The organism is Photobacterium makurazakiensis, from assembly GCF_050336715.1.
Taxonomy (GTDB): domain Bacteria; phylum Pseudomonadota; class Gammaproteobacteria; order Enterobacterales; family Vibrionaceae; genus Photobacterium; species Photobacterium makurazakiensis.
Window position 1 is genome coordinate 30862 of sequence record NZ_JAKJSJ010000017.1, and the last position, 20259, is coordinate 51120.

Annotated in this window: 18 protein-coding genes; 14 read left to right on the top strand and 4 right to left on the bottom strand. The window is 43.1% G+C overall.

Going from position 1 to position 20259, the window contains the following annotated elements:
* Positions 1–132: 132 nt before the first annotated feature.
* Positions 133–1572, bottom strand: a complete 1440-nt coding sequence (nrfA, locus tag L4D09_RS08505) for an ammonia-forming nitrite reductase cytochrome c552 subunit (RefSeq protein ID WP_428457067.1) — start codon at positions 1570–1572, stop codon at positions 133–135.
* A gap of 544 nt (positions 1573–2116) precedes the next feature.
* Between nrfA and nrfB the strand changes: the two genes are divergently transcribed.
* The 8 genes from nrfB (at position 2117) to gloA2 (ending at position 10207) form a co-directional block, all read left to right on the top strand.
* Positions 2117–2719: a cytochrome c nitrite reductase pentaheme subunit gene (gene nrfB / locus L4D09_RS08510; protein ID WP_428457068.1), complete on the top strand. Its 603-nt coding sequence runs from the start codon at positions 2117–2119 to the stop codon at positions 2717–2719.
* A gap of 8 nt (positions 2720–2727) precedes the next feature.
* A complete protein-coding gene (gene nrfC, locus L4D09_RS08515; RefSeq protein WP_428457069.1) occupies positions 2728–3417 on the top strand; it encodes a cytochrome c nitrite reductase Fe-S protein in 690 nt (229 codons plus the stop codon).
* Positions 3414–4373: a cytochrome c nitrite reductase subunit NrfD gene (nrfD, locus tag L4D09_RS08520; RefSeq protein WP_428457070.1), complete on the top strand. Its 960-nt coding sequence runs from the start codon at positions 3414–3416 to the stop codon at positions 4371–4373. The genes nrfC and nrfD overlap by 4 nt, the downstream gene beginning before the upstream one ends.
* Before the next feature lie 60 nt (positions 4374–4433).
* Positions 4434–6401: a heme lyase CcmF/NrfE family subunit gene (locus tag L4D09_RS08525; protein ID WP_428457071.1), complete on the top strand. Its 1968-nt coding sequence runs from the start codon at positions 4434–4436 to the stop codon at positions 6399–6401.
* A 31-nt stretch (positions 6402–6432) separates the two neighbouring features.
* Positions 6433–6978, top strand: coding sequence for a DsbE family thiol:disulfide interchange protein (locus tag L4D09_RS08530; RefSeq protein ID WP_428457072.1), 546 nt, complete (start codon positions 6433–6435; stop codon positions 6976–6978).
* On the top strand, positions 6959–7438 hold the full coding sequence (nrfF, locus tag L4D09_RS08535; protein ID WP_428457073.1) for a heme lyase NrfEFG subunit NrfF: 480 nt from the start codon (positions 6959–6961) through the stop codon (positions 7436–7438). The genes L4D09_RS08530 and nrfF overlap by 20 nt, the downstream gene beginning before the upstream one ends.
* Positions 7439–7596: 158 nt before the next feature.
* Entirely contained in the window at positions 7597–9708 is a 2112-nt protein-coding gene (locus L4D09_RS08540) for an alkyl/aryl-sulfatase (RefSeq protein WP_428457074.1), read from the top strand.
* 103 nt (positions 9709–9811) lie between these two features.
* The gene (gene gloA2, locus L4D09_RS08545; protein WP_428457075.1) at positions 9812–10207 is read left to right on the top strand and encodes an SMU1112c/YaeR family gloxylase I-like metalloprotein; all 396 of its coding nucleotides are present in this window, start codon (positions 9812–9814) and stop codon (positions 10205–10207) included.
* Between the two features lie 16 nt (positions 10208–10223).
* Here the strand turns inward: gloA2 and L4D09_RS08550 are convergent, their stop codons facing one another.
* Together L4D09_RS08550 and L4D09_RS08555 are read right to left on the bottom strand one after the other, a co-directional pair.
* A complete protein-coding gene (locus L4D09_RS08550; RefSeq protein WP_428457076.1) occupies positions 10224–10424 on the bottom strand; it encodes a hypothetical protein in 201 nt (66 codons plus the stop codon).
* Positions 10425–10707: 283 nt separating this feature from the next.
* Positions 10708–11982, bottom strand: coding sequence for an amino acid deaminase (locus L4D09_RS08555; protein ID WP_428457077.1), 1275 nt, complete (start codon positions 11980–11982; stop codon positions 10708–10710).
* Positions 11983–12155: 173 nt separating this feature from the next.
* On the opposite strand from L4D09_RS08555, the gene L4D09_RS08560 reads away from it, so the two are divergent.
* The 6 genes from L4D09_RS08560 (at position 12156) to L4D09_RS08585 (ending at position 18425) form a co-directional block, all read left to right on the top strand.
* Positions 12156–13019, top strand: a complete 864-nt coding sequence (locus L4D09_RS08560) for a MurR/RpiR family transcriptional regulator (RefSeq protein ID WP_428457078.1) — start codon at positions 12156–12158, stop codon at positions 13017–13019.
* 66 nt (positions 13020–13085) lie between these two features.
* Positions 13086–14525 carry an N-acyl-D-amino-acid deacylase family protein gene (locus tag L4D09_RS08565; RefSeq protein WP_428457079.1) on the top strand — a complete coding sequence of 480 codons (1440 nt, stop codon included), beginning with the start codon at positions 13086–13088 and terminating at the stop codon, positions 14523–14525.
* Positions 14526–14617: 92 nt separating this feature from the next.
* Entirely contained in the window at positions 14618–15010 is a 393-nt protein-coding gene (locus L4D09_RS08570) for a RidA family protein (RefSeq protein WP_428457080.1), read from the top strand.
* Positions 15011–15266: 256 nt separating this feature from the next.
* The gene (locus L4D09_RS08575; RefSeq protein WP_428457081.1) at positions 15267–16757 is read left to right on the top strand and encodes a sodium:solute symporter family protein; all 1491 of its coding nucleotides are present in this window, start codon (positions 15267–15269) and stop codon (positions 16755–16757) included.
* 125 nt (positions 16758–16882) lie between these two features.
* Positions 16883–17785: a sugar kinase gene (locus tag L4D09_RS08580; protein ID WP_428457145.1), complete on the top strand. Its 903-nt coding sequence runs from the start codon at positions 16883–16885 to the stop codon at positions 17783–17785.
* 7 nt (positions 17786–17792) lie between these two features.
* Positions 17793–18425, top strand: a complete 633-nt coding sequence (locus L4D09_RS08585) for a bifunctional 4-hydroxy-2-oxoglutarate aldolase/2-dehydro-3-deoxy-phosphogluconate aldolase (protein WP_428457082.1) — start codon at positions 17793–17795, stop codon at positions 18423–18425.
* 76 nt (positions 18426–18501) lie between these two features.
* Here L4D09_RS08585 and L4D09_RS08590 read toward each other — a convergent pair whose 3' ends face one another.
* Entirely contained in the window at positions 18502–20091 is a 1590-nt protein-coding gene (locus L4D09_RS08590; RefSeq protein WP_428457083.1) for a methyl-accepting chemotaxis protein, read from the bottom strand.
* Between the last annotated feature and the right edge of the window lie 168 nt (positions 20092–20259).

The window sequence follows — 20259 nt, forward strand, 5'->3', positions numbered from 1 at the left end:
CCTGCTTAATACTAAACGTATTGCTTATGTCAGTATGGTCAACAGTGTGGAAAAATACGAATAGAGATAGGTAGTGTTTTAAATAAAAAAACCCAGCATCAGCTGGGTTTTTATTTATATCGAATAGTTTAATTACTTATCGTAAGACGCTTCGCGAGCTTCTGCTTCTTTATCCCATTGTGGTACCACGGTCTTCAAGAAGTCTTCTTTCTCTTCGTTCATAGCATCCATATCCATGCCAAGAGCTTGCTGTGCTTTTAGCTTGGTTGAGATATCTGGGATCTGAACTTCTTCAGTAATGCCTTTAGTTGCCAACAAGCGAATAACTTGAGCACGAGCGTCACTTGCTTTATCAACAGCTGTGCCTAATACGCGTAGGGCAACTTCTGGAGCATGCATATGAACGCCGTGTGAAGCAATTGCATAGTCCCAGCGCCATTGTGCGTGGCGAATATCCATAAGGATTGGCTTCATTTCCTCTTCGGTTGCACCTGCATCCCAAGCCGCTTTCGCTTCAAAGTGAGCAGCAACGATTTGCTTTTCAGCGCGTAGCTTCATATCAAGCACTTGTGCTTTACGTGTTGAAACGATGCCTTGCATTGTTGCTTTATCTTGCGTGTGGCATTGTGCACAAGTATCTTCGAAACGGTCGAATGGGTTGCCGATCTTATGATCTGTGAACACGACACCTTCTTCGTTTTGTACCTTAGGCATGTGACAGTCAATACATGTCACGTTATTCTTGCCATGGATACCATCACGCCATGTTTCATATTCTGGGTGCTGTGCTTTGATCATTGGTGCTTTAGATACGCCATGGGTCCAATCGCTGAACCCAATTTCATCGAAGTACACTTCCATTTCATCAACGCCAGTACCTTTATCCCAAGGGAATTTAACCGCGTTCTTATTTTGTTTTTGGAAGTAGTACTCAACGTGACACTGACCACAAACTTGTGCCTGCTGGTCAAGTCGCGAGCCATCTTCAAACTTCTTATCAATCGCTTCCATTGCACGCTCAGCGTATGGGCGTGACATTGCAAGGGCTGGCTTACCTTGTTTGAAGTCGTCGCTATTGGTGTTGTGGCAATCTGCACAACCAATAGCGTTATTGATTTCCGAGCCTAAGCGTGCCCATTTACCTTCGAAGTAGCCATCTTCACCACGCTCGTCGATTACACGAGCGACGTCAGGGCTTTTACAGCTCCAACATGCCATTGGCATTGGGCCTGAGTTTTCATCTTGTGGGCCGCCTGTACGAAGTGTTTCACGTACATCATCAACAGCATAAAAGTGACCACGTGCTTTGTTATAGTCTTTTGCGAAACCATATCCCGCCCACAAAATCACCATATTAGGGTCGCCTTCAAGGGCATCCTCAATGGTGTCACTTTCTTTGGTCGCTTCCCAGCTTGTGTATTGTTCAACATGCTCTAGCGCGTAGTTTTGGTTGCGTGCTTCTATTCTTTCTTTTTCTGCATCTTCAGAGGCAGCCTGCACATTAGTCGAAAGAAATATTGCAGACAACAAAGCTGCAACGGCGGCAGTGTTTCTCGTCCATTTATTACTCACAGTGTGTTACTCCATAATTCTAATTATAAATAGAGCCAAGCGTTGTGAGAGCGGCCGATTGATGATTAAGAACTGGAGATCTTGCTAAGAATAGCAAATATGATGTTGTGTGGAGGAAAAGGAAAATGTTTATTGTTTTGGATCAAAAGTGAAAAATTAATAATGGGAGTTGACCTAAATTTACATTCAAATACCCCTTTTTGGGTATTTAGGGGTAGCTAAATAACTGCTGGAGATTTATTTAAAAAATGAACTTTAAATCATCATCTTATGCGAAGAATGGAATTGATCTAGGTCACTAAACAGGCAGATTAAATCACCCCTAAGTAGTATTTGCAGCTTGACGCATGTTTTCACATATTGAAATATTGTTTAATATGTAACTGTTAAGCGTTGTGGCTTATGTTGATGAAAATAAGAATTGATATCAATTAAATATGTTTAGTGACATTTATATTAATTGTGCATCTTGATGCACTCAACTCTTTATATCAGCACCTGTTACTTTTAAATAAAAAGTAATTGGAAGATGAAAAGGTGAAAAATGGGCAATTATAAAGTAGCCCTAAATAGCATGATTACATTATTTGTAGGCATGTGTATTTGGGGTTTCTCAATCAATGTTGCCGCCGACTCTCAGCCAGCAGAAGCCACAGCAGCAACCCCTTCTGTTTCAACTCAAGAGTCAGGTCGACATGTTGTCGATTTCATCCGGGATCGCGACTACGCTTGTACGCAATGCCATAAAGATGAAAAAGACACGCTAAAAGGCGCACATAGTGATGTGCTTCATGCTGAAACAAATCGAAACATTACCTGTGTCGATTGCCACAGCACGATAGGAAAAGATCACCGCGATGGTGGTTCATCAGTGACGAAGTTTGCACCGTCGCAGTCTGTTGCTGGCAGTGAAAAGCCAGCGGCCGATATAACGTGGATCACGAAGCAAAATCAAACCTGTACTGATTGCCATGAGCCAAAAGATTTGCGTGAAGCAAACTGGACTCATGATGTGCATGCGTTAGATTTATCTTGTGCATCTTGCCATAACATCCACCCAGAAACAGATCCAATGAAGGGTATCGAAAGAAAGCCGAGAATTAAGCTTTGTGTCGATTGTCATTCAGATCTGAAAAAAGAAGAGTAGGGGCGATTATGACGTGTTCAAGACGTAATTTTTTGGCTGGTGCAGGTGCAGTAATTTTCACCACAGGCGTCGGTGCCAACTCGCTACTCGGTCGCCAATCACTGGCGGCAACAATGAAAGACGGCGTTAAGCTATACGGCATGGTACATGATGAAACGTTATGTATTGGCTGTACAGCATGTACTGATGCTTGTCGAGAGGTGAACAATGTACCTGAAGGGGTATCGCGATTAGAAATAGTACGCAGTGAGCCTCAAGGCGAATACCCGAATGTAGACTACAAGTTCACACGTATTTCTTGTCAGCATTGTGAAAACGCACCATGTGTTCATGTATGCCCAACAGGGGCCGCCTTTAAAGACGCAGAAACTGGCATTGTTGATGTTGATAACTTCAAATGTGTTGGTTGTGGCTATTGTTTGGCAGCATGCCCTTATCAAGTCCGCTTCTTTAACCCTGAAACAAAATCAGCTGATAAGTGTGATTTCTGTAAAAAAACAAACTTAAAAGCCGGTAAACAACCCGCTTGTGTTGAATCATGCCCAACAAAAGCACTGACATTTGGTGATCTTAATGATCCAAATAGTGAAGTTAGTCAGCTGATAAAAGAGAAGCCTGTTTATCGCCAGAAAGTGGAACTAGGGACGCAGCCGAAGCTGTATAAAGTACCTCATGGAAAAGGGGAGATAAAAGGATGAGTACAGCATTTGCAGATGCCTTTTATTTTGATTCGCTTGTGTGGGATTGGATCATTGCCGTTTACCTATTTTTAGCCGGTATGTCGGCGGGTGCGGTGATGATTTCAATTTACCTTAAACGTAAGGTGATTGAAGGTCACCCAAGTACAAATGGTATTATTAAAGCAACGGCGATCCTGGCACCATTCGGGATTATTGTTGGTCTATTAATCTTGGTATTCCACCTAACGAAGCCATTGTCGTTCTGGAAGATTATGATCTTCTATAACCCAAGTTCAGTGATGTCGATGGGGGTTATGTTATTCCAGATATACATGGTGGTACTGTTTGCTTGGATTGCCATTATCTATAAAGATGAGCTGCTGAAATTGCTTAACGGTCGCTTGCCAATTGTAGGTAAAGTGATGGCCGTCATTACGCGCTTTGAAAATAGCCTTGAGTTATTCTTGGGCTTCTTAGCGTTATTGCTAGCGGCGTATACCGGCTTCCTGTTATCAGCACTTCAAACCTATCCGTTGTTGAATAACCCAGTACTACCATTACTGTTTTTATTCTCCAGTTTATCATCGGGTGCGGCAGCTTGTATTTTGGTTGGGGTTCTTTTCTTCAAAGAATCTGCACATAGTGCAAGCGTAAAATGGGTGCACAAGTTCGAACGCCCAGTCGTAATGTTTGAATTATTTGTCATATTTGCTTTCTTTAGCGGTTTGTATTTCGGTGGCGGTCAAAGCGCTGCGGCTGCAATGGCTGCAATCGGTGGCGGTTTTTGGGCTACATGGTTCTGGTACGGTGTCATCGGCATGGGTATGTTGGTTCCACTTGGCCTGAATGCATTTAGTCCTGCGGGCATTCGTCACAACAAAGCCTTTATTATGTTGGTAACCACATTAAGTTTGATTGGAGTACTGATGTTACGTACTTTCATTCTGTATGCTGGCCAAATGACCACGGTATAATACCTAGTACTACGTTAATCGTCACGGTGTATGCCGTGGCGGTTATTGAAAGGATACACGATGCTTCCTGAAGTTGGACACTTTGCCCTGATCATAGGGTTTGTCTTGGCAATACTCGGCTCCACCATCCCTGTTGTTGGATTAATTAAAAAGGATTCATACCTTACTCGCTACGCTTGGCCGTTAAGTTATGGCGCTTTCCTGTTTGTTACTCTATCTATTGTTTTATTAGGCGTAGGTTTTGCGCTGGATGATTTTTCGGTTGCCTACATTGCCCATCATTCTAATACCCAGCTTCCTTTCTTCTTCAAACTTGCAGCGGTGTGGGGGGGGCATGAAGGGTCATTCCTATTTTGGTTGTTCTCGCTTGCTTTGTGGGCTGCAGCCGTTGCTTGGGTGTGTCGTCATCGAGATGAGGCGTTTATTGCCAGGGTTTTAGTGACTCTAGCGGTATTGATTGCGTTATTTAGTGCATTTATTTTATTTGCATCGAACCCGTTTGAACGATTATTTCCAGTTCCTCTTGAAGGGCGGGATTTGAATCCGATGTTGCAAGATGTTGGTCTGATCTTCCACCCGCCGATGCTCTACCTTGGTTATGTTGGCTTCGCGGTGAGTTTTGCCTTTGCCATGGCTGCGTTAACCTCGAAAGAGGCGCAGTTAGATTGGGCGAAATGGAGCCGTCCTTGGACGTTGGCTGCGTGGGTATTCTTGACTGGCGGTATCGCTCTTGGTTCTTGGTGGGCTTACTACGAACTAGGTTGGGGTGGCTGGTGGTTCTGGGATCCTGTTGAAAATGCGTCACTGATGCCTTGGCTAACTGGTACGGCATTACTGCACTCGTTGATGATCACACAACATCAACGTGCATTAATTGGCTGGAGTTTACTGCTGGCTATCTTCACTTTCTCGCTGAGCTTGCTTGGCACATTCATTGTGCGCTCTGGTTTGCTAACATCGGTACATGCGTTTGCGGTAGACCCAACGCGCGGCATTATATTGTTATCTATTCTCGCGCTGATATTGGTTGTTTCACTTAGTTTATTTGCGGTGAAGTCAGCCCAATATTTTGTACCCGCTAAATTTGGTTTTTTATCTAAAGAAGCCATGTTTATGATAGGTAATAGTTTATTTGCTGTTTCAACACTCACCGTTTTGCTTGGAACGTTTTACCCACTGGTTTTTCAAGCTTTAGGGCTCGGTAATATTTCAGTTGGTGCACCCTACTTTAATGCCATGTTTGTGCCAATGAGCTTTATATTGTTCATATTTATGGGTTTTGGTGTGCTGATCCGCTGGCACAGTGTGACGATGGATGATTTGATCACTCGAACGCTTGCACCCATGGCGGCATCAGTTGTATTGGGTGTTGCATTATCAGTGTTGTTTGAAAGAGGGGTTAACCTTGTTGTATGCGCATCATTTATCACTGCGCTTTGGATAGCACTCACAGCGTTACAAGCATTTGTTATGCGGGTTAATAAAAGGCGCTCAAAAGGCTTAAAAGGCATTGTTTGGCGACAAGCGGCAATGGTGGTTGCGCATATTGGTGTTGCAATCACTATTGTTGGCGCGGCTTTAGTGAGTCATTACGACACTGAAATTAGCGATAAAATGGGGCCGGGTGATGTGGTTGTTCTTGACGATTATACCTTTACATATAGCGATACAGAGTTGCTTATAGGGCCTAATTATACAGCTGAGCAGGCGAATATTGTGATGACTAAAGACAGTCAGTTTGAAGCGATGATCCAACCTCAACGTCGCCACTATGCTGTTCGTACCATGAACATGAGTGAACCGGGAATTAAGTGGTATTGGCATGGAGACATCTATATTACCTTGGGTGAAAAGCTTAATCGCACTGATTATGCGGTGAGAATTCAATATAAACCATATGTTCGTTGGTTATGGTTAGGCGGCCTGCTAATGATGATTGGTGGGTTTATGGCGGTACTTAGTTTACGTAACGAGAAAGCCACTCATAAACAAACTAAGCCAGTTGAAACAATCGTGGTATGGAAATGATCCTAATGATGGCAAATAGCAGGTGAAAATTGTGAATCGTTTTATACCACTGATATTAGTTGTAGGCCTGCTTGGTGTGATTGTGTATGCAATGAACAACAACACCCCGTCGTCATTAAGTCGACTAGAAAATACTCCAGTACCGTCATTTCAAATGGAAACACTTTCTTCTACAGCGGTACAGGTGAATGAGTCTGTCTTTAAAGGCAACTTGACGTTATTGAATGTTTGGGCCTCATGGTGTGGCGTGTGTCAGTCGGAACATCCTTTTTTGATGTCATTAGCTGAAAATAACACCATTGATTTAGTCGGTTTAAATTATCGCGATAATTTAGCTGATGCGCGTAATATTTTGCAGCGTACTGGGAGCCCATATCAGACAGTTATCTATGATCCAAGAGGCAAGTTATCACTTGATTTAGGTGTATATGGCACACCTGAAAGTTATCTGGTTGATCAGTATGGCATGATCCGCTTTCGATACTCTGGTGCGTTAGATACGCAAATATGGCAACAGGAATTTGAGCCCGTTATACAGTACATAAAGGAACAGCAAAATGACGAAATTAATGGCTAATGGTAAGTATTGGCAAGGAGCCGTTGGTTTTCTATTTACGATGCTATTCTTTAGCCTGCCCAGCTTTGCACAGGTCGAGCAGATCTTTGTTGGAGCTGATTCAGAGATCATTGAAACAGTAGAAACTTTTAAGTTTCGTTCACCTTCTGAGCAGAAGCGAGCGATTGATTTATCGCGACGCTTACGTTGCCCGCAATGCCAGAATCAGAATTTGATAGAGTCGAATTCACCTGTTGCCAAAGATCTGAGGTTACAGGTCTATCAGATGGTGAACAATGGCAAGACAAACGCGGAAGTTGTGGAATACATGACTTCTCGCTTTGGGGACTTTGTTTTATATAAGCCAAAGCTCTCTCCCAATACCTATTTATTATGGGGAGGGCCAATATTGCTGCTTGGTTTGTTCGGCGGGATTGTGTTTTTTACCCTTCGCAGGCAGCAACGCTCAATGAAGATATGACACTTAACCTGTGTTCTATATTAATGACTAACTATTTTAAGGGTGAATTTCTTCACCCTTTTTTATTGCCTGTTCTAGGCTGAGAGTACCTTTTGAGCAAAAAAGTATGCCTTTTGCTCTGAAATCTAAGTGGTTACTTGAAAATAAAGGAACAGTTGATGAATAGAAAGGGAATAATTACTCTTGTTGTTATCTTTGCTTTAAGTTGTACACAAGGCGTAGTATGGGCATCTGGGGGCGGTGGTGTTTTATCCGATCCCGGTGCAGCAGAAGGCAAGCATTTTGATCCAAAAGGGCAGCCCCCTTCGAAATATACTCAAGACATCCAACAGCAGCAGCGTGAATCTCTACCATTTGATGATAAACGTGATTTTGATGAGGCAAAAAAAGGCTTTATTGCTGCACCTGACTATAAACAAATAAAAGCTGAATCAGGCAATGTCGCATGGGATATGGCGAGTTACGAATGGCTACTGCAAGAAAAAGAATTCGACAGCATTCATCCCTCATTGCAGCGACAAGCCGTTCTCAATATGGCTTATGGGCTCTATGAAGTCGTCCCCGATAAAATCTATCAAGTTCGAGGCTTTGATTTAGCCAACATAAGCTTTATCAAGGGTGATACGGGCTGGATTATCTTTGATCCATTAACCGCGAAAGAAACCGCAGCAGCAGCGTTGAAGTTTGTTAATGAGCAACTTGGTGAGCGGCCTGTCGTCGCTGTTGTGTATTCTCACTCCCATGCTGATCACTTTGGTGGAGCTAGGGGGGTCATTAGTGATGAAGATATTGCCGCTGGTAAAGTAAAAATCATTGCTCCAGAAGGTTTTATGCTGCATGCGGTATCTGAAAATGTCTACGCCGGTAACGCAATGAACCGTAGACTTTTTTTCCAATATGGTGTGTTGTTACCAAGAAGCCCATTTGGACATGTTGATCAATCCATTGGTAAGAATACCGCGGCGGGAACAACTGGGCTTGTACCACCTACAATGTACATTAAAGATGATATTGAAGAGCACACAATTGATGGTGTGAAGATGGTATTCCAAAATACACCAGGTACAGAAGCGCCAGCGGAAATGAATACGTATTTCCCAGAGTTAAAAACATTTTGGGCTGCTGAAAATATTACGGGTACAGTACACAACATCTATACCTTACGTGGTGCATTGATACGTGATGCTCTTGAGTGGTCAAAGCAGATCAATAAAGCTTTATATATGTTTGGTCAAGATGCTGAAGTGATGTTTGCCTCTCACTCCTGGCCGCGTTGGGGGAATGATCGAATTCAAGAAATCATGCGTTCTCAGCGTGACATTTACGCCAACCTTAACAATGAAGTACTTCATTTAGCCAATCAAGGCGTCACAATCAATGAAGTACATAATCAATATAAACCACCAAAAAGCTTACAGCAGCAATGGTCAGCCCATAGTTATCATGGCTCAGAGGCACATAACAGCCGTGCAGTTATTAATCGTTACCTAGGTTACTGGGATGGAAATCCGGCTACATTGATACCAGTATCACCCAGTGAGTCAGGGCCTTTATATGTTGAAATGATGGGAGGCGCTGACAATATCATCAAGAAAGGCCAGGCGCTGTTTGATAACGGCGAATATCTGATGGCTTCAGAAATATTGAATAAGTTGGTTTACGGTGAACCCGATAACCAGAAAGCCAAAGATTTATTAGCCAACGTGTTTGAGCAAATAGGCTACCAGCAAGAAAGCCCTAGTGTACGTAATAGCTTCTTGGCTGCAGCGTATGAACTACGTAACGGTATTCCAACAGGGGCAACACCGAAAACATCGGGACCTGATGTTATTAGGGCAATGTCGACCAGTTTATGGTTAGACTTCTTAGCTGTTCGATTGAACAGTGAAAAAGCGGATGGTATTGAGTTTGTGATTAATCTGGTGACTCCCGACAATAATGAGGAGTATGCCGTTGAGTTAAGTAATTCAACACTCACAAACATAAAAGGCTATATTGCTGATAAGCCGGATCTAACGATCACTATTGATCGTGCAGATCTTGAGCCTGTAATGATGGGTTCGGTTACGCTTGATGAGCAGATTGAAAATGGTAAAGCAAAATTGGATGGTGATCGTAAGCCAATTGATCAGCTAAAAAGTATGTTAGCGAGTTTCACGCCTGATTTTGAACTGATGCCAGGAACAAAGAAAAAGCGACCTAATCAGCAACAAAGTAATGAAGAACAGACGTTTGCCCAACCTGAAATAGGTAATACCGAGGGCGGCTAACCGTGTTTAAGGTTAGTTGTAATGTACTTTAAATGGAGCGATATCGCTCCATTTTCTTGAGTGCTAGTATAGATGACTTGTGCGATTCAGGAAGGATATTGAGATGCTAAAAGCCATTCACCATGCTGCGATTATTTGTTCAGATTATGCGGTATCTAAACACTTTTATGTCGATATTCTCGGTTTGAAAGTGGTGGCAGAACATTACCGTGAAGCGCGAGATTCATTTAAGCTCGATTTAGCATTACCAGATGGCAGTCAAATAGAACTATTTTCTTTTTCTAATCCACCTGAAAGACCTAGCTTTCCTGAAGCAAAGGGGTTACGACACTTAGCGTTTGTCGTTGATTCGGTTGAACTGGTGGCAGATTATCTTGAAAGTCGAGGGGTCGGCATTGAGCCAATTAGAGTGGATGAGTACACAGGGCAAAAGTATACATTTTTTCAAGACCCTGATGGGTTACCACTCGAGCTTTATCAAGCAGGGGGAAGTGCTTAATAAAGCTCTCGGGTGTCTAGCTAAGAATACCCGCTAGTAAGGCGGCAAAAACCAAGCTAGCGACGCCGTAAAAGCCGAATTCAATGCGTGATTCAACCACGGTTTCAACTTCTGATTTCTTTACTGTGGCCATGGTAAAAAATGAACCACCAGATAAGCCGATTAGTAGGACGATTAAGCCAAAAAGCAATCCTTCGATTAAAAACGTTAATTCCATGTTAGTGTCCTTTGAAGCACGGGATAATACATTTGCAAGGGCATAATACACACCTGATTGCATTTATCAACGTGAAAAATAGGCAATTAAACTTATAAAAAACAGGGTCTTAAGTAGTTATGTAATCGCTTTGCATTTATACGCATATAGGGTAGGGAAGCGAATAACTTTATAAATAACAGCGAGCTGTGGGGTTTGTTGTAAAAGGTATGAGCCCTAGTCGATAGGGCTCAATATGTATCGTTAAATGGTATTTTTGTTCGGTATATCTACAGTTATGTGATTAAAAGCAGGTTTCAACAAACTGACTAACCGTGTATTTTTCATCAGAAATACAGATGTACTTCCATTTATCAAATGTGAGGCATGGGTGCGAGGTTGAAAAAGCGATAACATCACCGACAGCAAGATCACAGCCATCAGGTACAGTGACAAAGGTATGTTGATCCATGATGGCAGTTGCTTCTAGCTGAGCAACATCGATACTTTCTCCATTGCGGTAGCCGCGTTCTGGGATGGGTAAGCCGGCATCAAATGCGACATCACGCTTACCTAATCCAATCACCGCTTTATTCGCTTCAGGGCGAGAAAGCACATAAGCCCAAACTTCGAGTGCAGATTCAAGGTTCCCCCCTAAATCGCAGGCGTAGCCTTGGTTTTTTTCTGCGCGGTTCATTACCTTGTCTTGGGCGTCTTGATAGATCCCCGTATCGTGGATCAAATAGCAACCCGGTCTGATAATCGCGTTAAGGTGCTGACAGGCGGTAAAGCTTTCGGCCACAACATCATACCAAGCTGAACCAGCGCCAGTCACGATAGGGTGCTGATCTGTTATTAGCTTTTCTTCTGAAAGTCTTTCAACAGTAGCAATTGTTGTCGCCAGAAATTCACGAATATCGGCTTCTGCGTTTTCACCGTGGATCACACCTTCATAGACCTCGATACCGGAAAGGTTCAATCCATCCAGTTGGTTAATATGCTGAGCAAGCTTTATCACTTCTTCTGTATTTCGACAGCCACAGCGACCACCCTCTACACCAAACTCAATCAATATATTGAGTGTTACCCCTGTTTGGTTGAAGTATTGATGCAATTGGTCGGCATTCTCAACGGAATCCACACAGCAATAGAAGTTAACGTCATATTGTTCAATGACTTTCTTTATTAACGACATATTGGCTTTACCAACCAACTGGTTCGCCATCATGATGTTTTTTGCACCCGCTTCAGCAGCGACTTGAGTATGTGGTGCTGTTGCTACTGTCACGCCCCATGCTCCAGCAGCAAGCTGCTGCTCAAAAAAAGCAGGGGTCATGGTGGTTTTACCATGAGGGGATAACTTTACCTGGTGGTGGTTGGCAAACTGCTGCATCCAGCTAAGGTTATTTTCTAGTGCCTGCTGCTTAATAACGGCAGCAGGTAGGCTGATCTCTTCGTCAATTAGGCTGTATTTTCCTTCATTTTTTTCATCAACCCATACTCCCTTGGTACCCGCGGGAAATTTTTTGTGATGAGTGTCTTGGTATTTACTAACATGCTTTTTATTTGCTTGGTTCATTTATTATTCTCCTAACATAGCTTCTAGGCTACGTCGTTACAGGGTTTAAGCGTGATTATCATATTTGCGGTGTTAGAAAGTATCAAACATTGCTTGTGTTTTTGTGGTGCTTCTCACTGTTTTAACCCTGCTCTGAATTTATTATTTGTCTTGTCGAGAGAAAGGTGAAAGCCGTGACAATCGAAGTTGATATTGTTTCAAGAATTACTGAACGCTTTTCGCAATTACGAGAAGCAGAAAAGAAAGTTGCCCGATTAGTTATCGATGATTTGGCAGCAGCGTCAGGCTCAAGCATTAGCCAGTTAGCAGAAGAAGCTGGAGTGAGTGAGGCAACAATTACACGCTTTGCGAAAGCGGTTGGTTGTAAGAATGTACGTGATTTAAAGCTTAAACTGGCTCAGTCACTGGCTATAGGTCAACGCTTCATTCATGAAGCACCAGACCAATCAGGCATTCAAGGGGTTTATGAATCGATTAAAAACGCGATCAACATAAACCGCAAGATAGTGAATGAGCAGGATATTGCGACAGCGGTTGAAACCTTGCAAAACGCAAGACAAATACTCGCTGTTGGTATGGGGGGCGGTTCAACCATGCTATCTCAGGAACTTCAGTTCCGGTTATTTAGACTTGGTTACCCTGTCACAGCATACAACGATGGCCTGCTTGCACGAATGGTCGCTTCAACGGCAGATGCAAACGATGTGATGGTTGTGATTTCTGCAACGGGCTATACCCCTGAAGTGGTTGAGCCTGCATCAATAGCGAAACAATACGGTGTGAAAATCATTTCGATTACACCAAAAGAGTCACCATTGGCGGAAATTAGTGATTTAGTGCTGCCCATAGTGACAAAAGAAACAGATTTCATCTATAAGCCGTCAGCTTCGCGCTACGCCATGATGGCTTTAATAGATGTGTTGTCGACAGAGCTTGCCTTAAGCCATAAACGCCGAACCCGAGATAAATTACGACGGTTAAAGCTGGCTTTAGATAGCCACCGCGGTGGCGAAGATAGGCAACCTCTCGGCGACTAGCCGTAACCAGAAAGCATTCAAACTTTTGGGAGCGGTAATGAAGCAGCAGATATAAGAGGAAGAGTCATGCAGTTCGATACCGTTTTCCGAAATGTACAAGTTGTAGACGGCACAGGCGCCGAACCATACAACGCAGATGTAGCAATAACAGGGGATCGTATTGCAGCCATTGGTGATTTAGCAGGCAGTCAGGCACAGCAAATTATTGATGGAGAAGGGAAGGCACTTGCTCCCGGTTTTATTGATGTACATACCCATGATGATACAAATGTCATTCGCTTGCCTGAATGTTTACCCAAGATCAGCCAAGGTGTTACCACCGTTATCGTCGGCAATTGCGGGATCAGTGCTTCCCCTACGGTGTTAGCGAGTGATCCGCCAGATCCTATGAATCTATTAGGTAAGCGAGAAGATTTTAAATACCCAGATTTTAGCGCTTATGCAAACGCGGTAACACAAGCGCAACCTGCAGTGAATGTCGCTGCACTTGTTGGGCATACCACGCTACGTAACAACGAAATGGATGATTTACTTCGCGCAGCAACAAGTGAAGAAATATCGATGATGAAAAAGCAGCTTCACTTAGCTATGGAGCAAGGGGCATTAGGCTTGAGCTCTGGCCTTGCATATGCCTCGGCAAAGCAAGCGCCGGTTGAAGAAGTGATGGCGTTAGTTGAAGAGTTAGCGGAGTTTGACGGTATCTATACCACGCATATGCGCACCGAGTTTGAGCAGATCCTTGAAGCAATGGAGGAAGCGTTTAAAACAGGTAAGCACGGTAAAGTACCTGTTGTTATCTCCCATTTAAAATGTGCTGGTGCTGGTAATTGGGGACGTACGGTTGAAGTGCTTGATTTAATGGATAAGACAGCGCAGAAACAAGACGTGTCGTGTGACTGTTATCCGTACTCTGCTAGTTCATCAACGCTCGATTTGAACCAAGTAACCGATGAAATTGATATTTTTATTACTTGGTCTGAAAGTCTGCCAGAGCAGGCAGGAAAAATGCTGAAAGATATTGCTGCAGATATGGGCTTGCCATTAATCGAAGCGGCAAAACAGTTACAACCAGCAGGCGCGGTATATCACTGCATGGATGAAGCCGATGTTGAGCGAGTATTGAAGTACCGTTTAACCATGGTGGGATCAGATGGACTACCAAATGATCCACATCCACATCCAAGACTGTGGGGCTCATTTCCTCGCGTGCTGGGCTATTACAGCCGTGAACGACAGCTGTTCAGCTTAGGTCAGGCCATTCACAAAATGACCGGCATGTCTGCCAAGCGTTATTGCTTGAAAGATCGTGGTGAAATTAAACAAGGCGCGTATGCCGATATGGTGTTGTTTGACCCAAATACCATTATTGATGTCGCCAGCTTTGAAAATCCAATAGCTGCGGCGAAAGGCATCGATGCCGTTATGGTGAATGGCAGCATCAGTTATCAAAATGGTCAAGTAGACCAACAACGGCATGGCCGTTTCTTATACCGCCATCAAGCATAACGCTTGCTGGCCTACAAATTGGTGATGCAGCCCAAATGGTTTGGGGTGTCGCCATTACTAAAATCAGTAACAAGAAGTTGGAGAAAAAAATTATGACTATCACACGCTATGGCATCGAAGGCGGTACAGGCACCGGCGGTCAGCACCTTCCTTTTGCACGAGCAACTCAAGCGGGTGGTTTCCTGTATGTTTCAGGCCAGACACCAATGACAGATGGTGAAGTTGTTGAAGGCGGCATCATTGAGCAATCTCGTCTAGCGGTTCAAAACTGTGTCGATATTATGGAAGAAGCGGGCTACGGCCTAGAAGATGTTGTCCATGTTAAAGTGGTATTAACGGATTCACGTTACTTCCAGTCATTCAATAAAGTGTTTAAAGAGTTCTTTGGCGCAAACCCACCAGCACGTATCTGCATGGTATGTGACTTGGTTGTTGATGTGAAAGTTGAAGTTGATGTGACGTGCTACCGTGAAGATCGTCGCTAACAGCTGACTAAATATTTAGACAAGTCTTCGCCCTATATTATGTCGAAGAACATCAGAAGGCTTGTCACCACTGCTTGGTAAGGGGTATCAGGTAGTTATTAAGAAGTGGCTAAGGATTGGCCAAAAGAAAAAGGGTTGGCAAAGCACCAACCCAATATAAAAAAGCAAAACTGATGATATCAGTTAATCATGGGGTAGTGATTAAGAGCGCTATCCCCAAGCAAATAAAAGCAATAACGATTATAAGAGGGATGGAATGAACAGTACACTCTTTCTCACCGGGTTCGGTGCATATGTGGTTTTTTTAATCTGGTTGGGTTGGTTTGTTTCTCGAAACCAAAAATCAGGTGAAGATTTCTTACTAGGTGGTCGTGGCCTACCTTTGTTCTTGGTGCTTGGTACAACCGTTGCAACCATGGTTGGTACAGGTTCAAGTATGGGGGCTGTTGGCTTTGGTTATGCTAATGGCTGGGCTGGCGCACTATATGGCGTTGGTGGTGCTATCGGTATTTTGCTTCTAGCATACTGGTTTGCGCCAGTGCGTAAGCTGAACTTCATGACGATGAGTGAAGAGCTGTCTTACTATGTTGGTGCAAACAAAGTCGTTAAGAACGTTGTTGGTGTACTGATCTTTGTGGCATCAATAGGTTGGTTAGGTGCGCATATTCTGGGCGGTGGTATGTACCTCGCCTGGATTGCCGATATTGAAATCAATACAGCGAAACTGATTATTGCAGCAGCCTTTACTATTTACGTGGTGATTGGTGGTTATACCGCTGTAGTATGGACCGATACAATTCAAGCAGTCATTCTATTTACTGGCTTCATCTTAATGGCGGTACTTTCTGTTGAGCATATTGGTGGCCTTGATAACCTATATGCAGCGATGGATCCTGCATCGGTTAGTTTATTTGGTATCGATAAGCTTGGTCTAATTCCTGCGATATCTTTGGCAACCGTTGTTGGTGTCGGTATTTTAGCCACCCCATCTTTCCGTCAGCGCATTTATTCAGGTAAAGACGTAAAAACCATTCGCCGCTCATTTGTGTTGTCGGGTGTTCTGTACTTGTTCTTCTCTATCATTCCAGCGGTTATCGGTATGTCAGCACATGCGATTAACCCTGAATTGAATAATGCGAACTTTGCGTTCCCATACGTGGCAGCAACAGTACTACCAGTTGGTATTGGTATGATTGTTCTTATCGCAGGTCTTTCAGCAACCATGTCGAGCGCAAGCTCAGATGCTATTGCAGGTGTATCTATCTTGCTACGTGATATCTACATCATGTTCACGGGTAAAGTACCATCAAAAGATAAGATGGTTAGCTATTCACGCTTCGCACTGATTATCTGTATTGGCTTGGCACTGCTGTTTGCTCTAACGTCGAATGACATTATTAGCTACATCACCAAGATGATTTCAACTGTTATGTCTGGCATGTTTGTGTGCGGTATGTTGGGTCGCTTCTGGTCTCGCTATAACTGGCAAGGTGCAATTGCAACCTTAGCGGGTGCATCAGCCGCATCATTTACAATCATGATGAGTAGCGACTTTACCGCTTTCTGGGGTAACCCAGTGATCCCATCAGTATTAACGGCATTAACCGCAGGTGTAGTTGTGAGCATAGTTACACCAGCCAACGCCGTGACGAAAGAAGAAGCGTTAGCGATTCTTGATGCAGAGCGTGCTGGAATGGAACAGTCTGAAGAACCTGCTGTGAGTATCGAAACAGCAGCTGCAAAATAATCCTCTAAAACTCGTCAAAATGCAGGCCTTTGTGATGATGTAAGGCCTGCATCTTCAATTACGCTTTTAGTACAGATTTAAAAATTAAAGGTGACAGTGTGAAAATTGCATTTTTTGGTGAATGTATGGTTGAGCTAAGTGGCCAGCCATTACAACGCACTTTTGGTGGCGATACGCTAAATACTGCGCTGTACCTATCACGCCTTGGTGCTTCTCGTGATATCGCTGTCAGTTACGCAACAGCGTTGGGTGTCGATAAAATTAGTCAAGATATGCTTAGCTCATGGCAGGCTGAGAGTATTGATGTTTCGATGGTCAGAAAGCTTGAGAATAAATTGCCGGGCCTATACTTGGTTGAAACAGAGCCTAATGGCGAGCGACACTTTCATTACTGGCGTAATGATAGCGCGGCAAAATTCTATTTTTCAGTTGATATGACACCACTCGAACAAGCGATTGAGCAGCATGAATTTGATGCGTTGTACATCAGTGGTATCAGCTTAGCCATCTTAGCTGAAGATGCCAAAGCAACGTTGATAACGTTACTTGAAAAGCATAAAGCAAATGGTGGACGAGTATTATTTGATAATAACTTCCGCCCTCAATTATGGACAGCAAAACAAGCGCAATACTGGTATTCACAAGTTTTGCCATTCGTTGATATCGCCCTCATTACGGAAGATGATGATCATTTAGTTTGGGGACAAACCGATATTGTTGAACGTTGCCAACAGTTGGGTTGCAAAGAAGTCGTAATAAAACGTGGATGTGAGCCTTGTAAAGTTGTTTGTGGCTTACAAAATAATCAATGTGAAACATTCTATGTCGCTGCAAATAAAGTAGACAAGGTCGTTGATACTTGCGCGGCAGGTGACTCATTTGCTGCAGGTTATTTAGCCGGACGACTAAGTGGCAGCACGGAAACAGCATCAGCAGAATTAGGCCATCAATTGGCTTCTATAGTTATTCAATATCCTGGGGCGATTATTCCGCCTCAAGCGATGAAAGCGTTAATGTCAAAGGAATAGTGTAAAGATGTCTCAGCAACTAATTGAAAAACTGAAAGCCTTCAAAGTTATCCCTGTTATTCAGATCAACAGCGTTGAGCAGGCAGTACCATTAGCAAAAACATTAGTTGAAAATGGCCTGCCTGTCGCTGAAGTTACGTTTAGAACAGAAGCTGCTGCAGAGTGCATCCGGTTAATGCGAGAAGCATACCCTGAAATGTGCATTGGTGCAGGTACAGTATTAAATGCAGAGCAGGTTGATCGTGCTATTGAAGCAGGTGCCGAGTTTATGGTTGCACCGGGCTTGAATCCAACAACAGTGCGTTACTGCCAAGCGAAAAGTATTCCAATGGTGCCTGGTATTAATAACCCAAGTCAGGTTGAGCAGGCACTGGAATTAGGGCTAACTTTTTTGAAGTTCTTCCCTGCTGAAGCATCGGGTGGAATTAATATGATTAAGTCATTGCTTGCACCATATGTTGATCTCTCGCTGATGCCGACAGGTGGTATTGGCAAGGCGAATATACGTGATTACCTTGCTATAGATCGTGTTCTTTGTTGTGGTGGTACGTGGATGGTATCACCTCAGTTGATTGAAGCTGGAGATTGGGACGAAATTGGTCGTCTGATTCGAGAAGCTGTTGAGCTGGTTAACGACTAGTTACGTGCGTAATTTAATATAATAAAAGCCACTGAATAGTGGCTTTTTTGATTTTAGGACGAGGAAGATGCTTTCGTTAGGCTTGGTCTATCTTAAAGCGGGCGAGTTGCTTATTTTGTTCAGCTGAGAGGTGTGAAAGCTCTTCGCTTGCTGAAGTCGTTTGCGCTATTCCAGCTACATTTTGGTTTATAGTATCTAAAGTAACCGTTACATTCTCTGAAATAGAGTTCGTCACTTGTACTTGTTCTTGTGTTGCGCTGGCAACAAGGTTGTTAACATCATTCATAGCCTCAACGGATTGCTTAATATCATCAAAAGCATTGGCCAGTGAGCTTGAGAGCTGTTTCGATTCCTCAACTAATGAAGCGTTGCCCTCCATATGCTCAACGGCAAGTTGAGACTGAGCTTGTAGCTTATTAATAATTTCTCGAATACTCAGTGTTGATTGCTGGGTTTTAACAGCAAGCGCCCTGACTTCGTCTGCTACAACTGCAAAGCCTCTACCTTGCTCTCCAGCTCGTGCTGCTTCAATGGCTGCATTTAAAGCAAGCAGGTTGGTTTGATCGGAAATACTGTTTATTACTTCAATAACGTCATTAATTTCATTAGTAAATTCGTTGAGTTGACCGACTATATTTACCGAATCATCGACAGAATGCTGAATTTGGTCATTCAGTCTATTTGATGTCAGCAATGACTGTCCGCCGTGAGTAACATTTTCTGCTACTGATAACGTGATTGCCTGTGCTCTTTCAGCCTGTATGCTGACTTCGTTGGCCGCAACAGTGAGCTGATTAACAGCACTTGATACATTTTCAATCTGCTCAAGCTCGATATTGGCGTTGTCGTTTGCTTGAATCATGACGGTTGCCAATTCCTCTGAGGCAGAAGCCACGTTATCGGCAATGCTTGCTGACTGTCTGAAAGAGGTTTTGAGGTTGTCAGCAAGATTGAGCACGTCACGGTAAATACCTTGCTCATCCCCTTTCATCTGTAGGGTAAAATCACCTTGGCTAATGATTTTGATCTTTTCTGAAATCTCGTTTGGCTCGCCACCAACATGTTGTTCTATATATTTAAAAATTAGATAGTTGAGATAGAGTGTTGCGACTACACAGATAAAGATAATATACATAACAAGCTTACTCGCTGAAGAAGCATCAGCGAGGCTTTGCTCGTATAGTGTTTTAGCGATAGATTCTTGAATATGGGTAAGTTCAGCACCTATAGCAGATAGAATATCAACCTTTTGATACAGTTCTAGCACCATTGCATCAGTAACGGGTTGCTGTTTTATTGTAGCCAAATACTGATTGACTACGCGCTGCTGTTCAGCAAACCGTGAGGCTATAGCACTTTCTTCTGGAGTCAGGTAGGTACTCATGTATTCGCGCCAAACACTTTCAACATTTTGTAAACCCGAATCGATAGATTGATTCATTTGGTTATGTGTAAAGTCGCCAAGTAAGTGTTTGTTAAAAGCATCAATAATATTTACCGCAAACGTATCATTGATGATTTTAAGCTGTCCCATTGGGATAACTCTATCTTGATATAATTCACTGGAATTTTGGTTTACTCTATTAAACGAGTAAGTTAGAACAATGAAAATAATAACAAATGATATAAGGCTTAGAAGCAACTGTAATGTAAGTCTGAGTTTCATAAAATAACATCCATGCAAAGTGCGCTGATATTAAAACAATTACTTAACCAACATCCAGTGATATTTCGTTAAATAATAATTATTATTTAAAATGCCGTTTATGTAGGCTATTTTACACTGCATTAATTTGTGACTAATCGCATTGATTCATAGTTGTTTCGAGTTGAA